Here is a 26,646-nt window from a genome sequence, read left to right as displayed (position 1 = left end):
AGAAACGCGTGATGAGGACCTGACACCCCCACCCCGCTTTCCCCCCCAAAGGCCACGGTTCCCCCCGTGGCCTTTTTCTTTGTCCCTGCCCTTCGCTGAAAGGAACCGCCCATGCACCCCCAGGTCCACCCCTCGCCCTGCCACCTGATGCCCATCACCGAGCGCCCCGCCGACATCTTCGTGCGCGGCGAGGGCGCCTGGCTGTGGGACGCCGCCGGCCGGCGCTACCTGGACTGGCTGCAGGGCTGGGCGGTCAATGCGCTGGGGCACTGCCCGCCGGTGCTGTCGGCGGCGCTGCAGGCCCAGGCCACCACGCTGCTGACGCCCAGCCCGGCGCTGCACAACCTGCCTTCGCTGCAGCTGGCGCAGCGCCTGTGTGCGCTCAGCGGCCTGCACCAGGCCTGGTTCGGCAGCACCGGGGCGGAGGCCAACGAGGGGGCGATCAAGCTGGCGCGCAAGTGGGGACGGCGCGCATCACGAGCCCGACGGGCCGGGGCCTGGAAGATCATCAGCTTCGAGAACGGCTTCCATGGCCGCAATCTGGCGACCATGGCGGCCAGCGGCAAGCCCGGCTGGGACCAGCTGTTCCCGCCGCAGATGCCGGGCTTCGCCAAGGCGCGGCTCAACGACCTGGCCTCGGTGGAGGCACTGGTCGACGCCGACACGGTGGCCGTGATGCTCGAGCCGGTGCAGGGCGAGGCCGGCGTGCGCCCGGCCACGCCCGCCTTCCTGCAGCAGCTGCGGGCGCTGTGCGACGAGCGCGACCTGCTGCTGATCTTCGACGAGGTGCAGACCGGCTGCGGCCGGCTGGGCGAGCTGTTCGCCTTCCAGCAGGTGGGTGTGCGCCCGGACATCGTCACGCTGGGCAAGGGCCTGGGCGGCGGCGTGCCGATCTCGGCGGTGCTGGCGGCCGAGCACGCCGCGGTCTTCGAGCCGGGCGACCAGGGCGGCACCTACAGCGGCAACCCGCTGATGGCGGCCGCCAGCCTGGCGGTGCTGGAGGTGATTGCGCAGCCCGCTTTCCTGGCCAACGTGCGCGAGCGCGGCGCGCAGCTGCAGCAGGGTCTGCAGGCGCTGTCGGCGCGCAGCGGTCTGGGCGAGGTGCGTGGCGCCGGACTGCTGTGGGCGCTGGAGCTGGGCCAGGACCGGGCGCCGGCGCTGGTGCAGGCCGCGCGCGAGGCGGGCCTGCTGGTGAACGCGGCACGGCCGCACTGCCTGCGCTTCATGCCGCGGCTGAACAGCACGGCGCAGGAGATCGACCAGGGCCTGGCGATCCTCGGCCAGGTGCTGGCGGCGGACGCGGTGGCGCTGCACTGAGCGCCGCCGCGCTCAGCCGTTGGGCGACAGCAGCTTCGAGGCCGTCTGTTCCTGGCGCTCGGAGGTGGTGATCATCTTCATCTGCTGCTCGAACTGCCGGGCGGCGGTGATCATCGCCACCATCGTCTCCACAGGGCTGACGTTCGAGCCCTCCAGCGCCCCGTCCTGCAGGCGGGCGTTGGGGTCGGCGTCCAGGTCGTTGTTGTCCCGGGTGCGGAACAGGCCGTCGTTGCCACGCGTCAGCGCCTGCTCGGGCGTGACCATCTTGATGCGGCCCACCGCCTGCGGCGGCTGGCCCGGGGCCAGCGCGCTGACCGTGCCATCCGGCGCGATCGTCACGCTGGCATTGGCCGGGATGTTGATCGGTCCGGCATCGCCATTGACCTGCAGGCCGCCCACCGTGACCAGCAGGCCCTCGGCGTTGACCTCCAGCGCACCGGCGCGGGTGTAGGCCTCGGTGCCTTCGAGCGACTGCACCGCCATCCAGGCGTTGCCCTTCATCGCCACGTCCAGGTTGCGGTTGGTTTGCGTGACCGGGCCGGCGTCGGGCTTGTAGCCCACCGTGGTCTCCAACGAGTAGACGCGGGTGGAGGCGCCGTCGCCGCGCACCGGCACGGCACGCATCGCCGCCATTTCCTCGCGAAAGCCGGTGGTGTTGACGTTGGCCAGGTTGTGCGACAGCACCTCCTGGCGGTTCATCGCCGCCTTGGCGCCGGCCATCGACAGGTAGATCATGCGGTCCATCGGGTACTCCTAGTGCGGCCTGAAGCGGCGGGCCGAAGGCCGTCCGGCGCCGGGCCGCCCCAAGCCGGACGCTCCCCCTTGGGGGGGCGACGTCGCAGACGTCTTGGGGGCCGACATCAGCGGAGGTTGACCAGGGTCTGCATCACCTGGTCCATGGTCTTGATGGTCTGCGCATTGGCCTGGTAGTTGCGCTGGGCGGTGATCATGTTGACCAGCTCGCCGGTCAGGTCCACGTTCGACTCTTCCAGCGCACCGGCCTGGATCGCGCCCATGTTGCCCTGGGCCGGCGTGCCCACCACCGGATCGCCCGAGGCGTAGGTGCGCTGCCAGCCGTTGCCGCCCACCGGCTGCAGGCCCTGGTTGTTGCGGAAGGTGGCCAGCTCCAGCTGGCCAGCCGACTTGGACTGGCCGTTGGAGTAGCGCGCGGTGATCACGCCGCTGGCGTCGAAGGCGATGCTGGAGAGCGATCCGGCCGAGTAGCCGTCCTGCGCCAGGTTGGTCACCGAGAACGAGGAGCCGTACTGGGTGGCGCCCGAGATGTCGATCGCGATGCCCGGGATCGGCAGCGTGATCGCGCCCTGCGAGTTGGTCGAGGCCGGCACGTCCAGCGTGATCGAGTCGGGCGTCGGCGTGGCGCCATCGGCGGTGAAGGTCATGGTCTGCACCGGCTGCGGATCATCGGCGGTGCCGCCGATCGAGGCGCCATTGGCGGTGATGTAGACGTTCCACTGGTCGTCGGCGGCCTTCTGGAAGTAGTAGGTCAGCGCGACCGGCTGGCCCTTGGCGTCGTAGACCGTCACCGAGGTGGCGTTGTTGTAGGTCTTGGCGTTCGAGAAGTCGACGCGCGGCGTGCTGCCGGTGTCGGTGGTGGCCAGGCGCGAGTCGAGGTTGAACTCCATCGAGATCTCGGTCGAGGCATGCGGCTCGATGCCGCCAGTGGGCAGCTGCAGCGGCACGGCCTGGCCGGGCTGGATCGTGCCGCCGGCATCGGCCGCATAGCCCAGCAGCTTCAGACCGCCGTTGTTGACGATGAAGCCTTCGGAGTCCACCTTGAACTGGCCGTTGCGCGAATAGGTGACCGGGTTGCGGCCGTCGGTCAGCTGGAAGAAGCCGCCGCCGTTGATCGCCAGGTCCATCGAGTTGTCGGTGGTGGTGATGTTGCCCTGGGTGAACTGCTGCGCCACCGTGGCCAGGCGCACACCGATGCCCACCTGCGAGATGCCGGTGCCACCCAGCGCCGCCGCGTAGACATCGGCGAACTCGGCGCGCGAGCCCTTGGAGCCGTAGGTGTTGGCGTTGGCGATGTTGTTGCCGATGACGTCGAGGTTCTTCGACGAGACATTCAGACCGGACAGGCCTTGCTGGAAGCTCATGGGATGCTCCTGGTGCGGAAGAGGGAGGTCAGAGGAAGGCCCAGACGGCGTCGTACGCCACCCGGTCGCCGTTGGCCAACTCGAGGGCCAGCGTGTTGTTGAAGGTGGACACGGCGCTGATGCGCTCGTGCTGCAGCGTCATCGAGCTGACCTTGTTGTCACCCGAGGTGGCGGTGACCTTGAAGGTCAGTGCCTGGCCCTTGGCGCTCTCGGGCACGGTCCAGTCGAAGGTGTGGCGGCCAGCGGCCTGGCCCTTGAGCTCGATGGTGTCGATGGTCAGGCCACCGGCGCCCTGGATCTCGACCTTGACGGTGTCGGCGGCCGCGGCCAGCTCGAAGCCGCCATCGGCCTGCTCGCCCTGCACGCGCAGCGCGTTGCCCTCGACCGCCACGTCGTGGCCCACCAGCGACGCGCCCTGCATGGCCTGCATCTGCGTGAACAGGCCGCCCAGCGAGGCGGTGGTGGTGTTGAGCTTCTCCAGGCCCGAGACGGTGCTGATCTGCGCCATCTGGGTGGTCAGCTGGGCGTTGTCCAGCGGGTTCAGCGGATCCTGGTTCTTCATCTGCGCCACCAGCAGCTTGAGGAAGCGGTCGGATTGCTCGGTGGCACTGGTGACCTGGCTGCTCAGCGTGCTCGAGGCCTGGGTCGTGGAGGAGACGGTGGTGCTCATGCGTCAAGTCCCTGCGGTTCAGCCCTGGCCCATCTGCAGCGTCTTCAGCAGCAGGCTCTTGGCGGTGTTCATGACCTCGATGTTGTTCTGGTACGAACGCGAGGCCGAGATCATGTTGACCATCTCCTCCACCGCGTTGACGTTGCTGTAGGTGACATAGCCGTCGGCGTCGGCCGCCGGGTGGCTGGGGTCGCGCACCTTGCGGCCGGGGGTGTTGTCCTCGGACACGGTGGAGACCTTGACACCGGCGCTGGCACCGGTGGGGTCGCCCATCTCGCCGCTGGCGGCGCGGCCCTGGGCGTCCATCATCACGGTCTGGAAGACCACCTGGCGCGCCTTGTAGGCCGAGCCGTCGGGGCCAGCCACGGTGTCGACGTTGGCCAGGTTGGAGGCCACCACGTTGAGCCGCTGGCTCTGCGCACTGACCGCCGAGCCCGAAATATCGAAGACCTTGAACATGCTCATGTCAGCCCCTCGTCTGGCGGGTACGCCAGCCGATCCCCCAAGGGGATGCGGCCCGGCTTGGGAGCGGCCCGGCGCTCGGGCCGCTGGTGCGTTGCTCAACAGGCGTTGTCATGTCAGCCCCTCATCAACCCTGGGAAGGGCTCTTCATCGCGTCGCCGAGCGAGCGGATCTGGCCATTCAGAAAGCGCAGCGTGGCCTCGTACTTGACCGAGTTCTCGGCGAAGCTGGCGCGCTCGCGGTCCATGTCGACGCTGTTGCGGTCCAGGTTGGTCTGCGCCGCGGTGGCATAGCGCAGGCCCGACGGCGCCAACGCACCCGCCGCGGGCTGGATGTGGCCGGCCCGGGTGGCGGTCATCTGTCCCGGCACGGCCGTCTGCCCGGTGGCCTGGCGCAGCGCGCTGGCGAAATCCATGTCGCGGGCCACATAGCCCGGCGTGTCGGCGTTGGCGATGTTGCTGGAGATCAGGCGCTGGCGCTCGGCGCGCAGCGTGAGCGCCTGGCTCTGGAAGTCCAGCGTGTTGGTCAGGCGGTTGAGCATCGGCGTGTCCTTCGGGGGCGGGCCCCGTCGCGATGGCGGCAGGACAGCCCGTCGGCCGATTGTGGGCAGCACTGAAGCACGGCAAAGGCGCAAACAGCCCGCCCGGCGCCCTTCATTTCAGGCCGGTGGGCGCCGACAACAAGTCTCAAGATCACGTTCCATCCACCGACCCTGCCCCCGCCATGCCCCAGCCCGCCCCGACCGCCCGATCCCGCCTTGCCGGTGGGTTGGTCGCCGCGCTGTGCGCGGCGGCGCCGGCCTGGGCCCAGGCCACCTCAGAAGCCGGCGACCTGCTGCAACGCATTGACCAGCTGGCGCGCGATTCCGCCCGCCAGGCGACCTCGCCCACGGCCCGGGTGGAGGTGGAAGTCGGCACGCTCGACCCGCGTCTGAAGCTGGCGCCCTGCCGCCGCATCGAGTCCTACCTGCCCCCCGGCCTGCCGGCCTGGGGCCGCACCCGCGTGGGCATGCGCTGCGTCGAAGGCGAAAAGCGCTGGAATGTCACCCTGCCCGTGACGGTGCATGTCTTCATCCGCGCCCTGGTGCTGTCCTCGGCCGGTTCGGCCGGCCAGACGCTGGCGGCGCCCCAGCTGACCGAGGCCGAGGTCGACCTGGCCAGCGGCAGCAGCATGCCGCTGCTGCGCCCGGAGGCGCTGGTGGGCCGCGTGCTGGCCCGGCCGCTGGCCGCCGGCAGCCCAGTGCGTGCCAGCGACCTGAAGGCCCGCCAGTGGTTCGCCGCCGGCGACAACGTGCGCATCGTCGCCGTCGGTCCCGGCTGGCGCATCGCCAGCGAAGGCCAGGCCATCACCCCCGGCATCGAGGGCCAGACCGCCCGCGTGCGCACCGACAGCGGCCGCCTGGTCCAGGGCCGGCCGGTCGCCGATCGGGAACTGGAGGTGATGCTGTGAGCTTTTCTCGATTCCCCGCCGCTGCCAAAAGTCCTAAAGTTCCGGCAGCGGGCTCCGACAACCGATGCAAGACATTCGGGTTTTCGGCCAGGCCAGGAACCCACTGGAGCACACCATGAAGATCGGATCCTTTGACCCCAAGAGCGCCACCAACCCGCTGGCGGACACGCGCACCCGGGGCGCCAAGAGCGACAAGTCGGACGCCACCGAGGCCACCGACAGCGCGCAGGTGAGCCTGTCGGCCACCGGCAGCGCCATCGCCCAGGCCGGCGCGGACCCGAGCTTCGACGCCGCCAAGGTCGAGCGCATCGCGCAGGCCATCCGCGACGGCAAGTTCCAGGTCAACCCCGAGAAGATCGCCGACAAGCTGATCGCCAACGCGCAGGACCTGCTCAAGCGCTACAGCGACCACTGAGCGGTCGCTGCGATCCGGGCGACCTCGCGGCGCCCTGACTTCCCAGGTTTCATTGATCCGTCGGCCCGGGCCGGCGGAGGCTGGATCACGCCATGCTGAGCACCCCTTCGGAACACGACGCCGTTCGCAACCTGGGCGAACTCGAGACCGCGCTGGGCGCGGTGGAACTGGAACTGGCCGCCCTGGGCCAGGCGCTGCAGGCGCACGACCCCGCCGCCACCGAGACCGCCGCCAATGCCCTGCACCGCGCCCTGCAACGCGCGGTGGAGCGTTTTGGCCACCAGGCCAGCCCGCAGGGCGTGCCGCTGCCGCTGCGCCGCCGCCTGGCGATGGCCGGCGGCCGTGTCGCCGCCCAGCGCGAGGCCGTTCACCGGGCCAGCTCGGCCCTGGACCGGGCGATTGACGTGCTGCTGCCCACCCCGCCGCAGCCGATCGACCTGTACGGCGCCAGCGGCCAGGCCGCCCGCCGCGGCTCCAGCGGCTACGCCGAGGCCTGAGCCGCCCCTGCGGCGCGCCAGTCGCGCGCCAGCAATCCCACGCCGATCAGGTCGTGGTAGGCACCATGCCAGTGGCCGGCTTCGCGCATCAGGCCCTCGGCCTGGAAACCCAGGCGCTGCAGCGATCGGCGTGAGGCGGCATTGTCCGGGTGCACCTGGGCCTCGATGCGGTTGAGCTGCATCTGCGCAAATCCCCAGTCCAGCACCGCGCGCAGCGCCTCGTCCATCAGCCCCTGGCCGCGCGCCGAGGGGTGCAGTTCGTAGCCCAGCGTGCACTTGCGCCACTGGCGATTCCAGCCGAACAGCCCGCAGCTGCCCAGCAGGCGATGGGGCTCACTGCGCCGCGCCAGTCCCCAGCGGGTGCCGGGGTTGGGCTGGCGGCGCCAGCCGGCGAACAGCGCCACCAGGCCCTCGGCCGCGGCCAGGTCGGCCAGCGGCTCGCTGCCGAACCAGCGCATCGCCTGCGCATCGCCATGCACCGCCAGCAGGGCCGGCGCGTCGGCCAGCAGGATCTCGCGCAGCACCAGGCGCTCGGTGTGCAGGGTCGGGAAGTCCGGGTCGCTCACGGGGTGCCGCCGGGCGCGTCGGTGCGCTTGCGGTCGTAGTAGTCCACCGTCAGCTCGGCACGCATCACCTTGCGCAGCCGGCGCTCGCCCTGCGGTCCGTCCGAGGCCACCAGCAGCTTGCCCGAGTCGGGGTACTCGCACAGCTCCAGCGGCACCCGGTTGGACACGGCCAGGTAGCGCATCGGCACCGAGCCGGTGTTGATGATCTGGTGCGCCACCTCCGGTCCGCCGGTGGGACAGGCCACCACGTCCATGGGCCGCAGCGGCAGGCGCTGCTGGCCAAAGCGCAGCTCGCCGGTGCCCTCCAGGATCAGGAACATCTCTTCCTCGCCATGGTGGTTGTGGAAGGGACACTGCGCCTTGCCCGGCGGCAGCAGGGTCAGGTTGTAGCCGAGCTGGCGCGCGCCGATGGAGGCGCTGAAGCAGGCGCGGCGCGAGGTGTACAGGCCGTTGTCCTCGATGTCGTCGAACTCGACCTCGTCCAGATTGGCCAGGGGGTGCATGCGAAGTCTCCGCGGTGGCAACGCGGCGATGGTGCCACCAAAAAGCAAGAGGGGCGCCGGTGGGCGCCCCTGTTCATCGCCTGCGGTGGTCGGCCTGGCCGGCCAGCGTTCACCACTCGCGCAGCTTCACCCGCAGGCGCGCGATCGACTGGCTGTGGAGCTGGCACACGCGCGACTCGGTCACGCCCAGCACGGCGGCGATTTCCTTGAGGTTCATGTCGTGCTCGTAGTACATGCTCATCACGTACTGCTCGCGCTCGGGCAGGTGCTTGATCGCCTCGACCAGGGCCTCGCGCATGCGGTGGTCCTGCAGCATGGCCAGCGGGTTGGCGTCCTCGTTGGCCACGTGGCGGTCCAGGAACTCGTCGCCGCCCTCGTCGCCGCTCATGTCCTCGAGATAGACCAGCTGCGTGCCGCGCACCTTGGTCAGGATGTCCTGGTACTGGCCCAGCGTGATGCCCATCTCGGCGGCGATCTCGCTTTCCTGCGGCGCCCGGCCCAGCTTCTGCTCCAGGCGGTGGACGGCGGCCTCGATGTCGCGCTGCTGCTTGCGGTTGCCGCGGCTCATCCAGTCGCTGCCGCGCAGCTCGTCGAGCATGGCGCCGCGGATGCGCTGGGTGGCGAAGGTCTCGAACTGCACGCCCTGGCCGGCGTCGAAGCGGCCCAGCGCGTCGTGCAGACCGATCATGCCGACCTGGATCAGGTCGTCGATCTCGACGTTGGCGGGCAGCTTGGCGATCATCTGGTGGGCCAGGCGGCGCACCAGGCCGCTGTGCTGCTTGAGCAGGGTGTTGGTATCGAGTCGGCCGTTGGCGGTGTACATGACGCTCTCCGTGGGCGCTTGTCAGAAAGGGATCCGGGGGGGCTGGTCGGCGCCCGACAGGGCGGCCTGGACCAGCGGCCCCGGGGCCGGGTCGGTCGCGTGCGGGGCACGCGTGCGTTGGTCGTGGGCCAGCTGGCGCAGGGCCTGCGGCAAGGCGGCCTGGGCGGGCTGGCGGCAATCGACGGCGGCGTAGGAACGCTGCACCGCGCCGAGGAAGACATCGGCGGTGTCGGCCAGGCGGGCCGCGGCGGCGGCAGCGCGCTGCGGGCGGCCGTCCTCGCTGACCAGCAGGTCGAAGCTGCGCAGCGCCAGGCGCTGCGCGAGCAGCTTGATCGAGGCATAGGCGTCGGTCAGGCTGGCGTGGTCGACGCCGCACATCAGCACCGGCCGGGCGTCGCGGGCGCCGATCAGCCGGGTCATGTCGCGCGCCGTGGCGTGCAGCAGCACCAGGTCCACCGGCGCCGCGGCGGCTTCCACCGCAGCCAGCCAGCCCTGGGCCGAGCCCCGGGTGTCGACATGGCGGCGCGGCAGGCCGCGCGCGGCCAGGTAATGCACGCGCGGACCCAGGCGTTCGATGCAGGCGCCCAGGTCGACCTCGCACAGCTCGTGCGGCTCGGGCGAGGTGTCGGCGGCGTCGATCACCAGCAGGCGCGCGCCGTGTTCGGACAGTGCCGAGCACAGGCGCTCGAGCAGGATCGGGTGGCTGCGCAGGTGCGGGTTGGCCACCAGCGGCACCAGGCGGGCCTCGCTGGGGCCGAACAGCGCCCGCAGACCGGCGGCCTGGTCGTGGCGGTGCAGGCGTCCGGCGTTCAAGCTGCGTCCCATGGCCGGGTTCCTCACAGCGGGCTCGGGGTCGGTGCCACGCGCGGTGCGGTGGCGAAGACCAGTTGCACCTCGGGCAGCTCCAGGCGCCAGCTGGCGGCGCCGGTGGCCTTCATGGCGCGCTGCACCAGGGCGTTCGAGGACAGGCGGTGCCAGTCCTCCGGCACGCGCTGGCCATTGGCCACGGCCAGCACCTTCAGGCGGTGGCGGATCACGGCGTCCAGCGCCGGCGCCAGCTTGACGGCCTCGTCGATCTTGGACAGCACCACGCCCTTGCAGCGCGCGGCGCGCCAGGCGGTGATGACCTCGTCGATGGTCTCGCCCTGCGACGAGGCGTCGACCACCAGCAGGCGCTGGATGCTGGGGTGCGACAGCATCTCCAGCAGTTCCTTGGTGCGGCTGTCGCGCTGGGCGATGCCAGCGGTGTCGATCAGCACCATGCGCTTGCCGGCCAGCAGCTCCAGCAGGTCTTCCAGCGAGGCGCGGTCATGGGCGGTGTGCACCGGCACGCCGAGGATGCGGCCGTAGGTGCGCAGCTGTTCCTGGGCGCCGACGCGGTAGGCGTCCAGCGTGATCAGGCCCAGGTTGGACGCGCCGTAGCGGGTGGCGAAGGCCGCTGCCAGCTTGGCGGTCGAGGTGGTCTTGCCCACGCCGGTGGAGCCGATCAGCGCGTAGATGCCGCCCTGCTCCTCCAGCGCCGGCTCGGCCTCGCTGGTGGCCAGGTTGCGCTCCAGCACACGGGCCGCCCAGTCGGTGGCGTCGCCGGTCTGCGCCGGCAGCGCCTCGACCAGCTTGCGGATCAGGCCCGGGGACCAGCCGCAATCCAGCAGGGTTTGGGCCAGCGTGGCCTGTTGCGGATGACGCTGCAGCTTCTCCATGAAGGCCAGGGCGCCAAAGCGCTCCTCGATCAGGCCCTTCATCGCGCGCAGCTCATGCACCATGTCCACCTGGTCGCGGCGCTCGGGCAGGGCTTCGGACAGCTGCGGCACGACGATCGGTGCGGTGGTCTCATGGCGGGTGGGGCTGCTGGCGCGGGCGGCGATCGAGGCGCTAGGCGCGCGCTGGGCGGGCGCGGGCGCCGGCATCGGCTCCATCGCCTCGTCGGTCGGGGTGCCGTCGATCGCGGCCTGGCGGCGGCGCAGCATGCGCTCGCGCACATAGTCCTGGAACGACAGCGTGCTCATCTGCAGCTGCTCGACGTCCTGGTCCACCTCGTTCTGGGTGATCGCCGCGCCCGGCTGGCGCTCGACCAGGCGCTGGCCCGGCAGGCCGCGCTGGGCGGTCTGGCGTTCGGCGCGGGCGGCCAGGCCATCGCGGGCCGGTGCGGGCTTGCGGGCGGCGGCGCCGCTGACGCGCTCGATCTGGTCGACCGCATCGGGGGCCATGGCCAGGACCTCGACACCCTCGCTGCAGGGCTTGGTCGACAGCACGACGGCGTCTTCGCCAAAGGCCTGGCGAACCAGGACAAAGGCCTCACGCGAGGTGCGGGCGGTGAATCGCTTGACGTTCATACGGCCTCCTGCCGGCTGCGCTGGGAGCCCATTGCTCCGGCGGGGGTCCGCGCGCGGCGCGGACAGGTGAAATCACAAGGGGTCATGCGCCTGCTCCGATGATCGAGCCGATGCGGATCGAGTGGGTCTCGGGGATCTCGCTGTGCGCCAGCACCTTCAGGCGGGGCGCGGCGCGCTTGAGCAGGCGGGCCAGGGGGGCGCGCAGCACATCGGGCACCAGCAGGCAGGCCGGGTGGCCCAGGTCCTCCTGGTGGCGCGCGGTGTCGGCGGCCTGGCGGGTCAGGGTGTCGGCCACGCCCGGGTCGAGCGCGGGGCCGTGCGGGGAATTCAGCGCCTGGCCAACCAGGCGCTCGAGTTCGGGGTCCAGCGCGATCACGTCCAGCTCCTTGGCCGGGCCATAGATCTGCTGCACGATGGCCGGCGCCAGCTGGATGCGGATGCGGCGGGCCAGCTCCGACGGGTCGGCCACGCCGGCGGCATGCTCGGCCAGGCACTCGATGATCGAGCGGTAGTCGCGCACATGCACACCTTCGTCCAGCAGCAGCTGCAGAACCTTCTGCAGGGTCGCGATGCCAACCATCTTGGGTACCACGTCTTCGATCAGTTTGGGGGCCAGCTTGGTCACGTGATCCACCAGGGCCTGGGTCTCCTGGCGACCCAGCAGCCTGGCGGCATTCACCTGCATCAAGTGTGAGAGGTGGGTGGCCACGACGGTCGAGCAATCAACCACCGTATAGCCACTCATTTGGGCCTGCTCGCGCAGCCGCTCTTCCACCCACACCGCGGGCAGCCCGAAGGCCGGGTCGGTGGTCTTGGTGCCGGGCAGCTGGGGCACGCTGCCGCCGGGGTTGATGGCCAGCAGCATGCCGGGGAAGGCCTCACCCTCGCCGATCACCGCGCCGCGCAGCGAGACGCGGTAGACGCTGGGCTTGAGCTCCAGGTTGTCGCGGATGTGCACCGACGGCGGCAGGAAGCCCACCTCCTGCGCGAACTTCTTGCGCACGCCCTTGATGCGCGCCAGCAGGTCGCCACCGCGGGCCTTGTCGACCAGCGTGATCAGGCGGTAGCCCACCTCCAGGCCCAGCGTGTCCACCGGCTGCAGGTCGTCCCAGCTGGCCTCGGCATTGGCCTGTGGCGCGGGGTCGTCCTTGCTGGCCACCGGTTGCTCGGCCGCCAGACGGGCGCGCTTGGCCAGCCACCAGGCGTAGTAGCCGATCGTGCCCGACATCAGCAGGAAGACCAGGTTGGGCATGCCCGGGATCAGGCCCAGCAGGCCGATGATGGCCGCAGTGATGCCCAGCGCGCGCGGCGAGCTGAACATCTGGTCGCGGATCTGGCTGCCCACGTCGTGTTCCGAGCCCACGCGCGAGACCACCATCGCCGCCGCCACCGAGATCAGCAGCGCCGGGATCTGCGCCACCAGCGCGTCGCCCACTGCCAGCAGGATGTAGCTCGAGGCCGCCTCGCCCACACCCAGGCCGTGCTGCGCGACGCCGATGATGAAGCCACCGATGATGTTGATCGCCAGGATCAGCATGCCGGCCACCGCGTCACCGCGCACGAACTTGCTGGCACCGTCCATGGAGCCGAAGAAGTCGGCTTCCTCGCCCACCTCGGCGCGGCGCTTCTTGGCGGTGTCCTCGTCGATCAGGCCGGCGTTCAGGTCGGCGTCGATCGCCATCTGCTTGCCGGGCATCGCGTCCAGGGTGAAGCGTGCGCCGACCTCGGCGATGCGCTCGGCGCCCTTGGTGACGACGATGAAGTTGATCACCACCAGGATCGCGAAGACGATCAGGCCGACGGCGAAGTTGCCGCCGATCAGGAAATGGCCGAAGGCCTCGATCACCTTGCCGGCGGCGCCGGTGCCGGTGTGGCCTTCCATCAGCACCACGCGGCTGGAGGCCACGTTCAGCGACAGGCGCAGCAGCGTGGTGACCAGCAGCACCGTGGGGAAGGCCGCAAAGTCCAGCGGCTTGATCATCTGCGCCGCCACCAGCATCACCATCAGCGACATCGCGATGTTGAAGGTGAAGAACAGATCCAGCGCAAAGGGCGGCAGCGGCAGCACCATCATCGCCAGAACCATGACGATGAAGATCGGCGCCATCAGCGCCTTGATGAGGTTGGCGTTGTCGCCCAGCAGGGCTTGGAGTCGGGGCAGGAAGGCGTTCATGGCGGTCGGTTCGGGCACAACTTCACCCGCTGGACCCCATGGTGCCCAAGGCCGACCCGGGACTTGAGCCTGAAAAAGGGCAGGAAACCGGCTGTCATCCCGCCGACTGGCGGCGAATGCGGCAAATTGCCGCTGCAGGGACAGCGGCGACATCGACACAGGCCTGCGCGTTGCCCAGCCGGCGCGAGTCCCGCCGCAGGCCGAAACGATGATGGTCCGCCGACAGCGCGACTGTGGTAATCTGCCACAACATCATGAGCAGCAACTCAGTCCGCATCTCCTCCGAGCTGTTTGAACAGGCGTATCGCCGGGGCGAGATCCTGTCGCGCTCGGCTGCGCAGCAGATTGAGCACTGGGCTCGGCTGGGTGCGGCGCTGGAGCAAAGCGGCCTGTCGGTGGGCGAACTGGTCGAGTTGCTGCGGGGCGAACGGTCAAGCGGCAGCTTGCCCGAGAGCACGCTGTGGGCGGCCAAACGTGCCCAGCAGGCGCGCGACATCGCGGCCATCGAATCGGGCCGGGCCGGACAGGAGTCGATGAGCTGGTTCTCGGGCGGCCGCGCACGGCAAGCCAAGGCGATCAACTCGGCGCTCTAGCCTGCGGGACCCGGGCAGGCACAGCCATGGGCACGCAGCCGCCGCGTCCACAGGCACGGGACACCGAGCCCATACTCGCGGATGACGAAGTGCCGCTGGACGCGGCCACGCTCAATGCCTTTCTTCAGGACATGGGCACCGACATGGTGCTTGTCGGCGGTCAAGCCCTGGCCTTCTGGATGGACCGCTATGGCGTGGCGCCCAATGCGGCAGCCATCTCCAACGACGGCGATGCGCTGGGCAGTCTGGAGCGCGCCCAGCACATTGCCACCAGCCTGCGAGCATCGCTGCTAACCCCGGACAGCGACGCCCTCACGTCGCTGGTGGCACAAATCCGCATTCGCACCGGATCGGCGGGCAAGGTGCGCAACATCGACGTCTTGCACCTGCTGTTCACGGTCAGCGGCCTGCGACAGTCTCGCGAGTTCACCCAGGCCGTCTGGCGCGACAGCGTCGAGATCGAGTGGACGCCAGGCCATCGCATCCGGGTCATGCACCCTCTGCATGTTCTGGACTCCCGAGTGCAGAACGCTGTGGGTCTGCTGGAATCCAAAGGCCCGCACGTCGTCACCCAGGCGATCTGGGCGGTGGACGTTGCTCGGGAAGCGATCCGCCGCGTGCTGCGCCAACCCAGCGAGAACGAGCGACTGGGGTCCATGATCCACCAGGTGCACAGGCTGGCGCTCAGTCGTGGCGGCCGGCAGATCCTCAGTCAGCATGGCATTGAAGTCCTTGACGCCGTACCCACCGACGAGATCCGGGCTGCGGCACCCGTGCACGAGCCGCAGCTGCGCGCCATTGAGAAAGCCATCGCCGCTCGTAGCGCCGCCACGACGTAGTCCGGGAAAGGACCAGCCGCTTCCTCGAACAGGCGCCGATGAGGCTCCAGGCCGCCGCAGGTGTGCCCGCGCACGCACGGCCACGGACAGCATGCGCTTCACGGCGTGCGATGCTGCCTACGACACCGCATCGCCCCACTGCTTGGGCGCGCCAGCAGTGGGTGTGACGCCACCCAGGCGATCCGGCAAGGCTCGTTGGATGGCACGCCGGAGGCGTCAAGGGGGCGGACGCCGATGCCGTGTGCATCGGCGATCGTCATGGTGCTGATGCATTTGGCAATGCGTTGGGCATCTCCATCGTCGATGAGATGCAGGCGACCGGCCGCGTTGATGCCCTCGATGAAAGTTCACGCAAAGACGCGGCTATTCGGTGGGATACAAAGGCTCCGAATGAGGCCGATGTTTGGGCTGCGATCAACCAAGAAAACGTCCGCAACCTTGATCAGGCCACGGTGATTTCGGATTCGCCGAGCGATGAAGAGTGGTTTGCGTACCAAGACAAGGCTCAGCGCGCCAAGGGGCTTAGCGGTTTGGCGCTCGAGGTTGGGACGAAGGAAGAGCCGCTGCGGCGCGGCGCTGATGGAAAGCTGTATGGCTCTGACGGCAGGGTCATCGAGAGAACACCAGACGGTGTTCGAATCAAAAACCCGGACGGCACCTATGACGAGCCGTGGGTGAGGCCACAGGGTGGACCGGATGCGATGCCCATTCCGCCGTCGCCGAAAGGGAATCCGCTCGCCCCATTCTTTGGAGAAGCCGGTGCAGAAGCGCTGTCTAGCGTGGCCGCATTGGGCAAAGTGGCGGATCTGCAATGCCTCGCTGATGGCAAGCTGAAGACGCCGGGCTTCGGTGACCTAGAGCTCAAGGCCGACCTTGTCCAAGGCGGTGGCGTGAAGATCAAGGGCGACAGCGCGGTGTTCAAAACGGATGATGCATGGATGCTGTCACGCAAGCCACTTGGCGATGATGCTTACCAGCTCATCGCAACGTCCGTCACGACACAAAAGAGCCTTGATCTCATGACGCTGGGTAATGCCTCAAGCGCTGTGCTCACTACTGTATTCAGTGGTGACGGTTTGCTTACCTACGCCAATCCTGTCGAGATCAAAGAGGCATTCCCGGACACGAAGACTAAGACATTGGGCGATGTCCTTGATGGGATGGAAAACAAGGACGCCGCCAAGGTTCTCGAGAAGGCTGCGAAGAAGTACGGCCCGCCGTTTGTTGACGTGATAGACGGACGCCTTGAGATCGGCAAGAGCCTGAATGTGGCCGGACAGGGAGCATCGATTGGCTGCAGTGTTGACGCAGCGCAGGGCCTGCCAAGGCTTACGTCAATGCTTGCAGGCATTCCAGGCTTGGCTATTCAAGACTTGTTCAACGGCACAATCACCAAGATGCGAAATGGGTGGAGCCGTTAATGCATCGCCATCTCTTGACCGTGCAAGCCAGAGCTCAAGTCCTCGCGATCACACTCGCGTTATCTAGTTCGGTTGGCTTGGCTGACGAGGCCCCGCAGGACGCCAAGCTAACAGCTGTTGTCCGCGCCACCTTGACTGAAAGATGGCAGCGAAATCTGTCATCTGATGAAAAGTCGGGCCCGCTGTCAGCCGACCGCGGAGAGGTTCGCGCTCAAATCGAAAAGGCTTCCCAACAAGCCGTTAGTTGCTTCCGCAGCTACACAAAGGACTACGATCAGGCGGACATCCAAACGTTTGAGACTTTGCTCTCGCAGTACGCTGACGCCTTTGAGATTCCGGATTGGGAGGTGCGGCTTGCCAAGGTCATTGATGCGAGATATGGGGCGGGAGCATCACTGTCTCGCAACAGCTGCTCGAACGTAGATGCCACCAGCCGCGAGTGCGCAATAGCCAAGTCATACGGGGCGGTCGGGGGAGTTCTATACTGGAAATTTGCTCACTGCGCGGTAGAGAGCGCCAAGACCATCGCAGGCAATGTTGCGAGATAAGCTCTCCTAAGAACACACCCACCCAAGGCCGTGTGACCTGCACCCCGCCAGCCGTACCACTCAGAAGTAGTAAGGGGCGAGGCCTACAGCGCCGTTCCCCTCACTGAATAAAGAACGAGTACTGCGCCGACCGCTGATTGGTGTCCTTGGGGATCGCCAGCACCGACAGGTCCTTGGCATTGGGCGGCCCCGAGATCACGGCGCGCCAACTGGTGGGCGTGGAGGACAGCACCGTGATCGAGTTGTTGACCTGGTTGTTCGTGCTGGCCACCCAGTCGACCTCGGCATGCGAGCTGAGCTCGATCGTGTCGCCGCTGCTGATGTCCACGGTCAGCACATCGTCTTCACGGGCAGTCAACTGGCCGCCGCGTCCATCGGGCACAGGCACGCCGTTGATCGTCAGCGACACGGCCATCGCCGCCGACACCGTCAGCTCATAGGGCAGACTGCCGCCGGTCAGGGCGTACACCGCATTGCACTGCGGGTCCTTGCACAGCTTGAGGGTGAGGGTGCCGGTGTGCACGCCCACCGACAGCGAGGACTTGGGCGTCAGGTCCACCTCGTAGGTGGTGCCCGAGATCTGCCGCACGGCCACGGTCTCTGACACGAAATTGGGCGCATCCATCACCACCACCGGGTACACCGTGCCGGTGGGCGCCTTGTCGAAGACGGCGGTCCCGCTGACCGGCTCGAGCACCACCATGGCATCGGTCCAGCGGGCCGTCAGCGGCTTGGGCGACAGGTCCACGGCGTAGCTGGGGTCGCCGCCACCACCGCCACCGCCGCCACAGGCGGCCAGCAGCGAGAACGACAGAAGAGCGAAGCTGCGCCCGATGGCGCGACGGATGGTCGAGTTCAACATGTCCCTGATGTTGTGGGTTGTGGAGTTGGCATTGTCGGCGCGCGGTGCCGCAGTGGCCACCCCGCACCGGCCAAGCTCAAGTGGTCTGCGGCGCGCTGGCGACAGTCGCCGGACAGAGTCCGCTTGTCCGGGCTGGCAACGCCTCAGCTCTGCGTGTCCTCGGCGCTGGCCCGTGGATGCGTCCTGGCATGCACCTCCTGCAGCCGGCCGATCGCCACATGGGTGTAGATCTGCGTGCTGCCCAGCTGTGCATGGCCCAGCATGGCCTGGATGTAGCGGATGTCGGCGCCGCCCTCCAGCATCTGGGTGGCCATGGCGTGGCGCAGCAGGTGGCAGCTGCCGACGTGTCCGGGCAGCGCATGGCGCAGATGCTGCGAGACGATCTGCGACAGCCAGGCCAGGCTCAAGGGCCGACCATAGGCGCCCAGGAACACCTGGCCAGGGTCGATCGAAGGCCGCACCAAGCGGGGTCGGACCTCCTGCAGGTAGCGCTGCAGCCAATGCACCGCGACGGCGGTGATTGGCAGCACACGGTCCTTTCGGCCCTTGCCCAGGCGCACCCACAGCAGCCGGCGGGGCAGGTCCAGGTCCTTCAGTTGCAGGCCGGCCAGTTCCATGCGGCGCAGGCCGCTGGAGTACAGCAACTCCAGCATCGCGCGGTCACGCAGGCCGATCGGACGGCCGGTGTCGGGTTCGGCCAGCAGGCGCTGCATCTCGCTGGGGCCCAGCAAGTGGCGTGGCAGCACGCGGTCTGCGCGCGGCAGCTCCATCGCCGCCACCGGATCGCTGGGCAGTTCGCCCTCGCGCAGCAGCCACAGCAGCCAGCCGCGCACCGGCACCAGCTTGGCCAGGCGGGCGTTGACCGACAAGGGCTGGCCATTGCGCTGGCGGTAGGCATGCAGGGCCTGCTGGTAGGCCTGCAGCAATCGGGCATCGACCTGTCGGACCTGGTGGACGCGCTGCGTGACGCACCAGGCGATGAAGTCCTCGCCGTAGCGGCGCACGGCCAGCAGGCCCTGGGCGGTGCTGCCGCGCATGCCGCGGTAGGCCAGGTAGCGCTGCAGGGTGTTGGGCAGGCTGCCGGGAGAGGTGTCCGATCGCTCGGGCGAGGGGCGAGGGATGCTGTCGAGCAGGGCGTCTTCGGGCAGACGGCGGTCGTTTGCGTGCATGGTGGTCTCCGGGGAATGCCCGGCGATCGGGCTGTCGCATCGGCAAGGTGAGGCGGCGCCGCCGACGCCGCGCCGGGCACCGTGGCGAGGGCGCGGGGGAATGTGCCACTGATTCCCCGGGACCGTGTCTGCCCGCTCAGGCGGGCGCAACTTCGCGGCAGCGGCTCCAACCCATCCCCCGCTCGTCACAGGGAAGGGGGCGCGTCGCCCTCTGCCGTCAGCGGTGCAAGGCCTTCAACGGCCAGGCGCCGCACACGGCGAGCGTCGGGCGGCGTAATGCAGCTTCAAGGCCAAGCCCTCGAGGGTGGGCCTCACGGCCAGCCTTGACCCGGCTGCACGCCGCAGGCTCAGCGGCGCCAGCGCTGCAGCGCGATGGCCTGTTCGAGGTGCCGCAGCTCGTGCTCGCCCAGGCAGCACGCCGCGGCATGGATGGCCGCGGTCAGATCGGCCAGCGTGCGCGCAGGCTCGGTGCTCAGCTCAGGCGATGGCGTGCCGTCGTCAGTCAGCAGGCGTAACGACGAGGCATCGGTGGTGTAGAGGTACCAAGCAGGCAACGGGCATGGGTGCATGCCTCTTGTAGCGACCAGGTCAGAGCAGCTTCCCGGAACACGGCGCCCATCTACGCCGCAGCAAGCGCAATCACCGTGTTGACCAGAATCGCGACTATGGCCGCGGTGAGCAAACAGTAGGCTGACACCCGGTCCGCCGTTCGTCCCAGCCCACTCAGTGCAGCGCGAATAGAGCGCCGCTCCTCCCACACGAAGGCCAGCAGAACGATAGACGCGCACCAACCTAGGAACGGATGCCACCCCCAGAGCGGTGAGATTGCAAGCATTAGATTGAGAGCAAGCCCCAGCAGCGTTAGAAGCGCTGCAATGACCTTTAAATGTGATGGTAGGTTTTCTGCGACGCGCATCACTTTTTCTCCTCCGGCGGCATGGATGGCAACACGATGTTCTCCCATACCTTGACGCCAAGGTCCGGATAGCCAGCGGGTCGCTCAAGGCGTGTCACTATGTTCCATGTGTTTGGTGCTAGCAGTGCTGCCTGGCGCTCTGCCGATGTGTAAGCGTAAGGAACCTCTTGGAAGAGGGAAGCAACACGCGGATTTGACCCCGTTGCGAGCTGAGCATTCAGAACACGGCCTGTGGCAAGTCCCCAGGCCAAATCCCCAGCAACCGCCAAACGTTGGGCTTCAGGCGAACCACCCCTGAGGCTGACCGCCATTTCCAGCGCACTCCCCGGCAAGTAATCGGCCTCCAATGTCGAACCACGAAGGGCGGTTACCAGGTTTGTCGCATTCAGCCCGAAGCCAGCCACACTCTTTGCGGTGAAGGTTGCGCCATACGCTGCCAAGGGAACGCCTGCCCACTTGGTCAGCGTGGTCGGTTCCGGGGCCGCAGTCAGCGCGGCGCCCGTAAGGGTGATGGCTACGCCTTGCACAGTCCCGAGGCCATCGGCAACCATGCCGAGGGCCGAGGTAACCGCCTTGTATGCAGGACTGACAGCACCGGGTGCATCCCGTTTGACTCCGTCCCACGCTGACACGCTAGGCCCGTTGGCAAGCTTGGCCTGATAGGCCGCCTGCGCCTGCAAGTCACCCAGCTCTCGCGACATCCGCGATTGATACGCAAAGCTCTCTCGGATGTCTCGCGCATCGCGGCCGTCGCTGAATGCGAACCGCTCTTGCGCCAGTGCGGCCAACCGGGCGTTGTCGTTGTTCAGAACCGCTTGGCCCAGCGCAGCACTGTCGCCGTAGGCGGTCACCTCATCCGGCCTGAAGTAGTTCCGGCCGGCCTCGACATTGCTGCTGCTCAGACCGTTGGCGCGCATGAAGTTGCCGATGGCCTGCGGGTCGCTGCTGCCCACGATGCGCGAGATGCTGTCGCCGTTTCGCGCCACGTAACCACTGCCGGCCACGCTGCGTTCTGTGCGGCTGCGATAGTCGCGCTCCGACTGCCGGAAGGCAGCCTGCAACTCGTCAGGCGTCGGGTCCGGCTCGATGCTTCCCGTGCCCAAGCGCGGACCTCGGCCCGACTCGCCCAGGCGCAAGCTGGAGCCCGCGAACCAATCGCGCGAAGGCTCACCACTGCCACTGCCGGCGGCTGCGTAGCGATTGAGCCTCGCAGTTTCAGCATCGGACTGGTCGGGCGCGCTGCTCCAGTCGACGCCATGCATGCTGTCGACGAGCCCCTGGCCGAGCGCATTGCCAAAAGTAGAAAGTCCGCTCGAGGCGGACTTTCATCGGATAAGGCGCTCAAAAGTTTCGCAGGAACCTCGTAGTGACGAGCTCCATGTCGGCTTGCAAATCGTCCCCCCCCGATGTGCCTTGGTGTCTGCTCAGCTCCGAAGGCGCTTCTCGCTCATAGCTGCCGCGAAGAACAATCAGAACGTCCTCGGTGAATGGGCTGTCATCCAACAGTTTCAGGTCGACCTCAGCAGCAGCCTTGAATGCTGCCGTCAGTGCCAGAAGGCGCCTCCACGCATCGTCCCCGTCAATGAATATTGCAAGGTGCTCGTAGGCGAATGCGAAAGCCTGAAGGTCGGTAAGGTGTCGCTTCTCGGTCGCTTCGCGGAATGCTCTGGACGCCACGTCTCTGAGCTCACGATATGTCGGTTCTCTGCCGTTCATCGACGACTCCTTAGCCAGGGTAGAAGAGAGTTTGCTTCGTGAAGACGTTCAGCTGAACGTTGGGGTACATCGTTCGGAACTGGTTAACCACGTCCGAGCAGCTCGGGCAAACCAACTTCTCGGAGTAGAGGTTGATGGTACCCGCCGGACTGTCAACGCCCTGGAGCCGCTGGGACACGTTCTCCAAAATCTTGAACTCGGTATCGGCGTTCCGAAGGTAGCCTTCCGGAGTATCGAGGTACTTCGCAGTCGCGACTCGTGGCTGCAACGTCCAGGTTGACGCATCGCCCGGCGGCTTTGCCAGCCAATCGACCATTTCGCCAACCTCGGAGTCAATTCCGCTATAGGCCTTGAGCACCGTGGTCTCCGACGAATAGGCCGGCACATTCACCTCGGCGATACCGACGTTGCCACCCCACGGTAGGTCTGCACGAAGTTGGTCAGACGCGGCCACGAGGCGCGCACGGATTTCGGGAGCTGTCGAATTGCTCAAGTAGGTGAGCGCAGGTGCCTCCTCCGCGACGCTACCGATATTGCCAATAGTGCGAGCGCCTCCCAACTGATTCGCCAGTACACCTTCTTCCGGAAGCGCAAACGACGCTACAGCTGCCACTGTTCGCCATGCAGCACTTTGCTGCTCGTTCGGAAGGTAGTAGCTGTTGCTAACCGGGTTGTAGCCCGTCAGTCCGCCAAGCGAGTCGCCGACTTGATCAACCGCCGCGAAGAGCAGGGCACCCGACATGTTCGTGCGTCGCAGCTGTTGCGTCTGGTCAGAGTTCCACCACCGTTGAATCGCGTTGTCATCGCCGGGGTGAGCTCTTGTGTACCCGACCAGTTGGGCATTGCCCATCACGACTGGACCAGCAGTTAAGCCAGACTTTCCGCTTGTGGCGTTGGCATATGCCTGCTGCAAGCGCTGGTCTACCGGCCGCAAGAAGTCCGCCTTTGCGATTGCCCCCAATGCATGCAGCAGATCGCTGTCTGAGGCGGGAAGCGCTGCCCTTGAGGGTACCGCTGCAGCCCTTTGTGGCATCGGATGGTAGTAGCTCCGATCGGCTTTTCGATTTGCTTGATTGAGCAGAGTGCGGTTGTTGGACCGCTCTTGGTCTACCGCTGCGGCTTCGTATCGATTTAGCCTGGCAGTCTCTGCCTCGGTCTGGTCAGGCCAGTTCTCGTAGCTGGTGCTGTAGTACGGGTCGTTTTCGCGATTGAACGCGTTGAGGCTCGTTCTGTTGTTCGCAGCCTCCTGCTCGAGCGCCGCCTTTTCGTAGCGATTCAGCCGTGCGGTCTCGGCATCGGACTGGTCAGGTGCCGACATCGAGTCCACGAGCCCCTGTCCGAGTGCATTGCCAAATGCATCAGCCCACCCGGACCAACCCGCCACCCTCGCACTGCGCCCCTCGGGACAGCGCAGAGCACGGGCCCCACACGAACCCAGCCGATCACGCGGGACCAACGTCCCTTGCGTCCGCCCAGCCGGCGCCGTGGCCCAGCGGCACCTCGACCGCGAAATGCGCGCCGCGCTCGGACGCCAGGCAGGCGATCTCGCCGCCCATGGCGCGCACGATCTGGGCGCTGATGGCCAGGCCCAGGCCGGCGCCCTGGTGGGCGCGGCGGCCTTGCTCGCCCTGGGCGTAGGCCTGGAACAGCTGCTCGCGGTCGGTGGCGCTCAGGCCGGGGCCGCTGTCCTGCACCTCGATGCGCAGGCGCGGCGGGTCGCTGCCGTCGACCACCCAGGCCCCGGCGCGCACCTCGCCCTCGGCGGTGAACTTCAGCGCGTTGTTCAGCAGGTTCTGCACCACCTGGCGCAGGCGCACGCCGTCCAGGTGTGCGGACACCTCGTCCAGGCCGCGGCTCTCCTCGACGAAGCCCAGGCCCTTGGCCTGCGTGGCCAGGCGTGCCGGGTCCAGCGTCTCGCGCCACCAGGGGCCCAGGGCCACCGCGGTGGGCTGCAGCTTGAGCTGGCCTTGCAGCGACTGCTCGTAACCCAGCGTGGTCTCCAGCAGCTGCAGCAGGCTGCTGGCCGAATTGCCAATGGCCTGCAGCAGGCGGTCGCGGCGCACCGGGTCGTCCTGGGTGCGCAGCAGCTGGGCGCCGGAGCTGACCGCGCCCAGTGCCCCGCGCAGCTCGTGCGCCAGGTAGGCCAGGAAGCGGCCGCGGGCGGCGATGCTGTCCTCGGCCTGGCGGCGCGCCAGCTGCTCGGCCTCGTGGGCGCGGCGCAGCCGGCGCTGGCCGATCCACAGCAGCAGCGCCACCAGCACCGGCACCGCCACCAGCGGACCGGCCACCTGCAGCAGCTCGCGCCAGTCGGGCCCGGTGGGCACCTCGCGGGCCAGCCAGCGGGCGCGCAAGGTGGCCCACTCGCTGTCGTTGACCGATTCCATGGCGCGCGCCAGCACCCGGGTCAGCTCGGGGCGGCCGCGCGGCACGCCCAGGTAGAGCTCGCTGTCACCGCCACTGACCACGCCGGACAGCGCCACCCGGCCGGCAAAGCGGCGCTCCAGCAATTCGTTGACCACATAGAGGTTGCCCAGCCCGACTTCGGCGGCGCCCTCGGCCACAGCCGACAACACCTGGTCTTGCCGATCCAGCTCCACCACCGACAGGCGCGGATGGCGCAGGCGCAGCTCGGGCAGCAGGAAGTGGCCCTTCAGCAGGGCCAGCCGGCGCACGCCGATGTCGGCGGTGTCCACCACCTGGCTCTGCTCGCCCGATCGGGTGAACAGCACGGTGGGGGTGCTCAGGAAGGGCCCGACGAAGTCGTAGTCGTCGCGCCGGGCGACGGTGCGGGCCATGCCCACCAGCACCTCGATCTGGCCCTGGCGGCCACGCTCGTACAGCTCGGCAAACGGCAGCCCCACCTCCTGCGCCACCGCCAGGCCGGCCTTGTCGGCCAGCAGGCGCATCAGGTCGGGGCCGAAGCCGGTGAAGTCGCCCAGCGGGCCACGCAGGCTGACCGGGGCGAAGCTGGGGTCGTAGCCCACGCGCAGCTGGCCATGGTCGGCCACCCAGCGCTGTTCCGGCTCGCTGAGCTGGGCGCTGGCCGCGGGCAGCGGCAGACGGGTCGAGCCCGCGGGCAGCCAGCGCCGCGCCAGGCGATCACGCTCGGCCTGGCCGCCCTCGGCGGCCGCCTTGTCCAGCAGCGCCGCCAGCACGCCGCGACCCGGCGCCAGCACCGGCCCCATCGGCACCGGCCCCAGGTTGGCGCGCAGCTGCACGTTGGCCAGCAGTTCATGCTCGATGTGGTAGACCGCCGCCTGCTGGAAGCCGATGAAGATGTCGGCGCCGCCGGTGGCTACGGCCTGCAGCGCTTCGCGCGCGGTGGCGTGGCGTTCCAGCCGCAGCTGCGGGAAGCGCGTGGCCAGCGCCTGGTCGACGCTGGAGCCCAGCTCGATCGCCACCCGGCGGCCGGCGAAGTCGGCCGTGGGCGAGATGTCGGGCACGTCGCGCCGCGCCGCCACCACCAGCGGCACCGACATCACCGGCGCCCCCACCGGCAGCCCGGCGGCACGGGCGCGGTCCAGCGCGGCGAAGGGCGTCAGGTCGATCTCGCCGCGCTGCAGCGCGGCACGCAGCTCGTCGAAGCTGTCGTAATGGTGCAGTGTGGTCGACACGCCCAGGCGCTGCGTCCAGCGGGCAAGCAGTTCCAGCACGAAGCCATGGGCGCGGTCGCTGTTGGGCTCGCGCACATAGAACGGCGGGAAATCGCGGGTCAGGCCGACATGCAGCGTGGGGTGGCTGTCGAGCCACTGCCGCTCCGCAGCGCTGAGCACCAGCGTGGTGGCCGGCGCCGGCAGGACCGCGGCGGCGGGCGCCGAGGCCGGGGCGGCCAGCAGCGGCTGAACCACCCACAGCAGGCACAGCACCAGCCATCGCCACCGCTCACGCAGGCTTCCGCACCGTACCACCCGAACCTCCCTGGCCCAACCTGGCAGCGCCGGATGGCGCCCGCGGCATGATCAGCGCAACCGGCCCGCTTGTCCAGACAGGCCGTGGCGCAGGCGGTACGCCGGCGCACCAGCCCGGGGCCTGTGGGGCATCAGGCGCGTGCCTCGTGCGGGTCCAGGCCCTGCGGCACCTGCACCTGCGGCGGCGCCGTGGCCAGTTCGGGACTGCGGCGCAGCTGGTAGACCCAGGCCAGCACCTGGGCCACCGCGGCGAACAGCGCGGCCGGCACCTCCTGGTCCAGCTCGCAGTGCGCGTAGAGCGCCCGCGCCAGAGGCGGTGCCTGCAGCACCGGCACCTGGGCGTCGCGCGCCAGGTCGCGGATCTTCAGCGCCAGCAGATCGGCGCCCTTGGCCACCACCCGCGGCGCACCCATGCGCTGCTCGTCGTACTTCAGCGCCACGGCGTAGTGGGTCGGGTTCATGACCACCAGGTCGGCCTCGGGCACCGCGGCCAGCATGCGCTTGCGGCTGATCTCGCGCATGCGCGCCTTGATCCGGCCCTTGACCTCCAGGTTGCCCTCGGCGTCCTTCATTTCCTGCTTGGCTTCCTCGCGCGTCATCTTCAGGCGGTTCAGCCACAGGTGGCGTTGCAGCGGCACGTCCATGGCCGCCCAGCCGGCCAGGGCCAGCAGCATCAGGCCCAGGCAGGCGGCCAGCACGCCGCCGATCTCGCTGATCGCCTGTGGCAGCGGCACGGCCAGCAGGCCGGCCAGCTCGAAGAAGCGGTGCCGGATGTAGAGCGTGCCCACCACCCCCACCACCACCGCCAGCGTGATCGACATCAAGACATTGAGCAGGTGATCCTTCGACACCATGCGCCCCAGCCCCGCCAGCGGGTTGAAGCGCGAGAAGTCGGGGCGCAGCGCCTTGAAGCTGACGTTCCAGCCGCCCGAGAGCTTGGCCGCCAGCATCGCCGCCAGCGCCACCAGCACGCCCAGTGGCAGCACCACCATCAGCGCCTGGCCTCCCAGGCGCTGCAGGTGTTCGCCCATCGCGGCAGGGTTGTGCACGTCGTTGGCGCCAAAGCGCAGCGCACCCGCCAGCAGGTCGCGCAACCAGGCGGCCAGCGGGCCCGCCACCGCCATCAGCACCGCACCGCCGCCGCCCAGCGCGGCCACATGGCCCAGGTCGCGCGAACGCGGCACCTGGCCGTCTTCACGGGCACGGCGCTTCTTGCGTTCTGACGCGGGGAGGTTGCGGTCCTGGGCGGAGTCGGACATGGATGCGGATGCTGCCCGCCCGGCGGGACGGCGGTGCCGACTGGAGCCCGGTTTTCGCCCGGCACTTCCCCGGTCACTGCGGGATGCGGC

28 protein-coding genes are annotated in these 26,646 nt (G+C 68.5%); 8 read left to right on the top strand and 20 right to left on the bottom strand.

The features are described 5' to 3' along the window. The first annotated feature begins 111 nt into the window (after positions 1–111). Complete coding sequence (locus KAK07_RS01575) at positions 112–1,317, top strand: acetylornithine transaminase (protein ID WP_210858613.1); 1,206 nt, start codon at positions 112–114, stop codon at positions 1,315–1,317. A 12-nt stretch (positions 1,318–1,329) separates the two neighbouring features. Here the strand turns inward: KAK07_RS01575 and flgF are convergent, their stop codons facing one another. From flgF to flgB, 5 genes are all read right to left on the bottom strand, one after another. Then, the gene (gene flgF / locus KAK07_RS01570; protein ID WP_210852024.1) at positions 1,330–2,061 is read right to left on the bottom strand and encodes a flagellar basal-body rod protein FlgF; all 732 of its coding nucleotides are present in this window, start codon (positions 2,059–2,061) and stop codon (positions 1,330–1,332) included. 116 nt (positions 2,062–2,177) lie between these two features. Then, positions 2,178–3,434 carry a flagellar hook protein FlgE gene (flgE, locus tag KAK07_RS01565; protein ID WP_210852023.1) on the bottom strand — a complete coding sequence of 419 codons (1,257 nt, stop codon included), beginning with the start codon at positions 3,432–3,434 and terminating at the stop codon, positions 2,178–2,180. A gap of 28 nt (positions 3,435–3,462) precedes the next feature. Beyond that, positions 3,463–4,104 carry a flagellar hook assembly protein FlgD gene (locus tag KAK07_RS01560; RefSeq protein ID WP_210852022.1) on the bottom strand — a complete coding sequence of 214 codons (642 nt, stop codon included), beginning with the start codon at positions 4,102–4,104 and terminating at the stop codon, positions 3,463–3,465. Positions 4,105–4,122: 18 nt separating this feature from the next. Next, positions 4,123–4,569, bottom strand: a complete 447-nt coding sequence (gene flgC / locus KAK07_RS01555; RefSeq protein ID WP_210852021.1) for a flagellar basal body rod protein FlgC — start codon at positions 4,567–4,569, stop codon at positions 4,123–4,125. Between the two features lie 124 nt (positions 4,570–4,693). Beyond that, positions 4,694–5,107, bottom strand: coding sequence for a flagellar basal body rod protein FlgB (gene flgB, locus KAK07_RS01550; protein ID WP_210852020.1), 414 nt, complete (start codon positions 5,105–5,107; stop codon positions 4,694–4,696). Between the two features lie 182 nt (positions 5,108–5,289). Between flgB and flgA the strand changes: the two genes are divergently transcribed. The 3 genes from flgA to KAK07_RS01535 all read left to right on the top strand — a co-directional run bounded on the left by flgA (position 5,290) and on the right by KAK07_RS01535 (position 6,927). After that, positions 5,290–6,015 (top strand): flagellar basal body P-ring formation chaperone FlgA, encoded by a 726-nt coding sequence (flgA, locus tag KAK07_RS01545; protein ID WP_210852019.1) that lies wholly within the window; start codon positions 5,290–5,292, stop codon positions 6,013–6,015. Positions 6,016–6,130: 115 nt separating this feature from the next. Beyond that, on the top strand, positions 6,131–6,430 hold the full coding sequence (flgM, locus tag KAK07_RS01540; protein ID WP_210852018.1) for a flagellar biosynthesis anti-sigma factor FlgM: 300 nt from the start codon (positions 6,131–6,133) through the stop codon (positions 6,428–6,430). A gap of 92 nt (positions 6,431–6,522) precedes the next feature. Next, entirely contained in the window at positions 6,523–6,927 is a 405-nt protein-coding gene (locus tag KAK07_RS01535; protein WP_210858610.1) for a hypothetical protein, read from the top strand. Here the strand turns inward: KAK07_RS01535 and KAK07_RS01530 are convergent. The 6 genes from KAK07_RS01530 to flhA all read right to left on the bottom strand — a co-directional run bounded on the left by KAK07_RS01530 (position 6,912) and on the right by flhA (position 13,325). Then, positions 6,912–7,493, bottom strand: coding sequence for a GNAT family N-acetyltransferase (locus KAK07_RS01530; RefSeq protein ID WP_210858608.1), 582 nt, complete (start codon positions 7,491–7,493; stop codon positions 6,912–6,914). The two genes, KAK07_RS01535 and KAK07_RS01530, sit on opposite strands and share 16 nt — an antisense overlap. After that, positions 7,490–7,996, bottom strand: a complete 507-nt coding sequence (locus KAK07_RS01525) for a cupin domain-containing protein (RefSeq protein ID WP_210858606.1) — start codon at positions 7,994–7,996, stop codon at positions 7,490–7,492. Before KAK07_RS01525 ends, KAK07_RS01530 begins: the two co-directional genes overlap by 4 nt. A gap of 109 nt (positions 7,997–8,105) precedes the next feature. After that, positions 8,106–8,819, bottom strand: coding sequence for an RNA polymerase sigma factor FliA (locus KAK07_RS01520; protein WP_210852014.1), 714 nt, complete (start codon positions 8,817–8,819; stop codon positions 8,106–8,108). Between the two features lie 21 nt (positions 8,820–8,840). After that, positions 8,841–9,644: a flagellar biosynthesis protein gene (locus tag KAK07_RS01515; protein WP_210858604.1), complete on the bottom strand. Its 804-nt coding sequence runs from the start codon at positions 9,642–9,644 to the stop codon at positions 8,841–8,843. 11 nt (positions 9,645–9,655) lie between these two features. Further along, positions 9,656–11,152, bottom strand: a complete 1,497-nt coding sequence (flhF, locus tag KAK07_RS01510; RefSeq protein ID WP_210858602.1) for a flagellar biosynthesis GTPase FlhF — start codon at positions 11,150–11,152, stop codon at positions 9,656–9,658. An 82-nt stretch (positions 11,153–11,234) separates the two neighbouring features. After that, positions 11,235–13,325 (bottom strand): flagellar biosynthesis protein FlhA, encoded by a 2,091-nt coding sequence (gene flhA, locus KAK07_RS01505; protein WP_210858600.1) that lies wholly within the window; start codon positions 13,323–13,325, stop codon positions 11,235–11,237. A 254-nt stretch (positions 13,326–13,579) separates the two neighbouring features. Between flhA and KAK07_RS01500 the strand changes: the two genes are divergently transcribed. From KAK07_RS01500 to KAK07_RS01485, 4 genes are all read left to right on the top strand, one after another. Then, positions 13,580–13,918 (top strand): TA system antitoxin ParD family protein, encoded by a 339-nt coding sequence (locus KAK07_RS01500; protein ID WP_210852010.1) that lies wholly within the window; start codon positions 13,580–13,582, stop codon positions 13,916–13,918. A 26-nt stretch (positions 13,919–13,944) separates the two neighbouring features. Continuing rightward, positions 13,945–14,757 carry a hypothetical protein gene (locus KAK07_RS01495; protein ID WP_210858598.1) on the top strand — a complete coding sequence of 271 codons (813 nt, stop codon included), beginning with the start codon at positions 13,945–13,947 and terminating at the stop codon, positions 14,755–14,757. A gap of 239 nt (positions 14,758–14,996) precedes the next feature. Further along, the gene (locus tag KAK07_RS01490) at positions 14,997–16,178 is read left to right on the top strand and encodes a hypothetical protein (protein ID WP_210858596.1); all 1,182 of its coding nucleotides are present in this window, start codon (positions 14,997–14,999) and stop codon (positions 16,176–16,178) included. Further along, positions 16,178–16,726: a hypothetical protein gene (locus KAK07_RS01485; RefSeq protein ID WP_210858595.1), complete on the top strand. Its 549-nt coding sequence runs from the start codon at positions 16,178–16,180 to the stop codon at positions 16,724–16,726. Before KAK07_RS01490 ends, KAK07_RS01485 begins: the two co-directional genes overlap by 1 nt. Positions 16,727–16,826: 100 nt before the next feature. Here the strand turns inward: KAK07_RS01485 and KAK07_RS01480 are convergent, their stop codons facing one another. The 9 genes from KAK07_RS01480 to KAK07_RS01440 all read right to left on the bottom strand — a co-directional run bounded on the left by KAK07_RS01480 (position 16,827) and on the right by KAK07_RS01440 (position 26,556). After that, positions 16,827–17,588 carry a hypothetical protein gene (locus KAK07_RS01480; protein WP_210858593.1) on the bottom strand — a complete coding sequence of 254 codons (762 nt, stop codon included), beginning with the start codon at positions 17,586–17,588 and terminating at the stop codon, positions 16,827–16,829. A 143-nt stretch (positions 17,589–17,731) separates the two neighbouring features. Then, positions 17,732–18,757 (bottom strand): tyrosine-type recombinase/integrase, encoded by a 1,026-nt coding sequence (locus tag KAK07_RS25675; RefSeq protein ID WP_210858591.1) that lies wholly within the window; start codon positions 18,755–18,757, stop codon positions 17,732–17,734. A 347-nt stretch (positions 18,758–19,104) separates the two neighbouring features. Next, on the bottom strand, positions 19,105–19,311 hold the full coding sequence (locus tag KAK07_RS01470; RefSeq protein WP_210858589.1) for a hypothetical protein: 207 nt from the start codon (positions 19,309–19,311) through the stop codon (positions 19,105–19,107). 65 nt (positions 19,312–19,376) lie between these two features. Next, complete coding sequence (locus KAK07_RS01465; RefSeq protein ID WP_210858587.1) at positions 19,377–19,673, bottom strand: hypothetical protein; 297 nt, start codon at positions 19,671–19,673, stop codon at positions 19,377–19,379. Beyond that, positions 19,673–20,935, bottom strand: a complete 1,263-nt coding sequence (locus KAK07_RS01460) for a hypothetical protein (protein ID WP_210858584.1) — start codon at positions 20,933–20,935, stop codon at positions 19,673–19,675. The genes KAK07_RS01465 and KAK07_RS01460 overlap by 1 nt, the downstream gene beginning before the upstream one ends. 79 nt (positions 20,936–21,014) lie before the next feature. Beyond that, complete coding sequence (locus KAK07_RS01455) at positions 21,015–21,389, bottom strand: hypothetical protein (protein WP_210858582.1); 375 nt, start codon at positions 21,387–21,389, stop codon at positions 21,015–21,017. A 10-nt stretch (positions 21,390–21,399) separates the two neighbouring features. Beyond that, on the bottom strand, positions 21,400–22,707 hold the full coding sequence (locus KAK07_RS01450; RefSeq protein WP_247664207.1) for a deaminase domain-containing protein: 1,308 nt from the start codon (positions 22,705–22,707) through the stop codon (positions 21,400–21,402). A gap of 124 nt (positions 22,708–22,831) precedes the next feature. Continuing rightward, a complete protein-coding gene (locus tag KAK07_RS01445) occupies positions 22,832–25,255 on the bottom strand; it encodes a transporter substrate-binding domain-containing protein (RefSeq protein ID WP_210858578.1) in 2,424 nt (807 codons plus the stop codon). Between the two features lie 173 nt (positions 25,256–25,428). Next, positions 25,429–26,556, bottom strand: coding sequence for an EscU/YscU/HrcU family type III secretion system export apparatus switch protein (locus KAK07_RS01440; RefSeq protein ID WP_210851998.1), 1,128 nt, complete (start codon positions 26,554–26,556; stop codon positions 25,429–25,431). Positions 26,557–26,646: the final 90 nt, after the last annotated feature.

It is taken from the genome of Ideonella alba, from assembly GCF_018069875.1.
Lineage (GTDB): Bacteria > Pseudomonadota > Gammaproteobacteria > Burkholderiales > Burkholderiaceae_C > Ideonella > Ideonella alba.
Note: the sequence above shows the minus strand (reverse complement) of the source record. Positions and strands in the feature narration are given on the sequence as shown.

Bases quoted from the DNA above. Each gene is read 5' to 3' on its own strand.
- KAK07_RS01575 (WP_210858613.1), top strand. From the start codon at position 112: ATGCACCCCCAGGTCCACCCCTCGCCCTGCCACCTGATGCCCATCACC.
- flgF (WP_210852024.1), bottom strand. From the start codon at position 2,061: ATGGACCGCATGATCTACCTGTCGATGGCCGGCGCCAAGGCGGCGATG.
- flgE (WP_210852023.1), bottom strand. From the start codon at position 3,434: ATGAGCTTCCAGCAAGGCCTGTCCGGTCTGAATGTCTCGTCGAAGAAC.
- KAK07_RS01560 (WP_210852022.1), bottom strand. From the start codon at position 4,104: ATGAGCACCACCGTCTCCTCCACGACCCAGGCCTCGAGCACGCTGAGC.
- flgC (WP_210852021.1), bottom strand. From the start codon at position 4,569: ATGAGCATGTTCAAGGTCTTCGATATTTCGGGCTCGGCGGTCAGTGCG.
- flgB (WP_210852020.1), bottom strand. From the start codon at position 5,107: ATGCTCAACCGCCTGACCAACACGCTGGACTTCCAGAGCCAGGCGCTC.
- flgA (WP_210852019.1), top strand. From the start codon at position 5,290: ATGCCCCAGCCCGCCCCGACCGCCCGATCCCGCCTTGCCGGTGGGTTG.
- flgM (WP_210852018.1), top strand. From the start codon at position 6,131: ATGAAGATCGGATCCTTTGACCCCAAGAGCGCCACCAACCCGCTGGCG.
- KAK07_RS01535 (WP_210858610.1), top strand. From the start codon at position 6,523: ATGCTGAGCACCCCTTCGGAACACGACGCCGTTCGCAACCTGGGCGAA.
- KAK07_RS01525 (WP_210858606.1), bottom strand. From the start codon at position 7,996: ATGCACCCCCTGGCCAATCTGGACGAGGTCGAGTTCGACGACATCGAG.
- KAK07_RS01520 (WP_210852014.1), bottom strand. From the start codon at position 8,819: ATGTACACCGCCAACGGCCGACTCGATACCAACACCCTGCTCAAGCAG.
- KAK07_RS01515 (WP_210858604.1), bottom strand. From the start codon at position 9,644: ATGGGACGCAGCTTGAACGCCGGACGCCTGCACCGCCACGACCAGGCC.
- flhF (WP_210858602.1), bottom strand. From the start codon at position 11,152: ATGAACGTCAAGCGATTCACCGCCCGCACCTCGCGTGAGGCCTTTGTC.
- flhA (WP_210858600.1), bottom strand. From the start codon at position 13,325: ATGAACGCCTTCCTGCCCCGACTCCAAGCCCTGCTGGGCGACAACGCC.
- KAK07_RS01500 (WP_210852010.1), top strand. From the start codon at position 13,580: ATGAGCAGCAACTCAGTCCGCATCTCCTCCGAGCTGTTTGAACAGGCG.
- KAK07_RS01495 (WP_210858598.1), top strand. From the start codon at position 13,945: ATGGGCACGCAGCCGCCGCGTCCACAGGCACGGGACACCGAGCCCATA.
- KAK07_RS01485 (WP_210858595.1), top strand. From the start codon at position 16,178: ATGCATCGCCATCTCTTGACCGTGCAAGCCAGAGCTCAAGTCCTCGCG.
- KAK07_RS01480 (WP_210858593.1), bottom strand. From the start codon at position 17,588: ATGTTGAACTCGACCATCCGTCGCGCCATCGGGCGCAGCTTCGCTCTT.
- KAK07_RS25675 (WP_210858591.1), bottom strand. From the start codon at position 18,757: ATGCACGCAAACGACCGCCGTCTGCCCGAAGACGCCCTGCTCGACAGC.
- KAK07_RS01465 (WP_210858587.1), bottom strand. From the start codon at position 19,673: ATGCGCGTCGCAGAAAACCTACCATCACATTTAAAGGTCATTGCAGCG.
- KAK07_RS01460 (WP_210858584.1), bottom strand. From the start codon at position 20,935: ATGCATGGCGTCGACTGGAGCAGCGCGCCCGACCAGTCCGATGCTGAA.
- KAK07_RS01455 (WP_210858582.1), bottom strand. From the start codon at position 21,389: ATGAACGGCAGAGAACCGACATATCGTGAGCTCAGAGACGTGGCGTCC.
- KAK07_RS01450 (WP_247664207.1), bottom strand. From the start codon at position 22,707: ATGTCGGCACCTGACCAGTCCGATGCCGAGACCGCACGGCTGAATCGC.
- KAK07_RS01440 (WP_210851998.1), bottom strand. From the start codon at position 26,556: ATGTCCGACTCCGCCCAGGACCGCAACCTCCCCGCGTCAGAACGCAAG.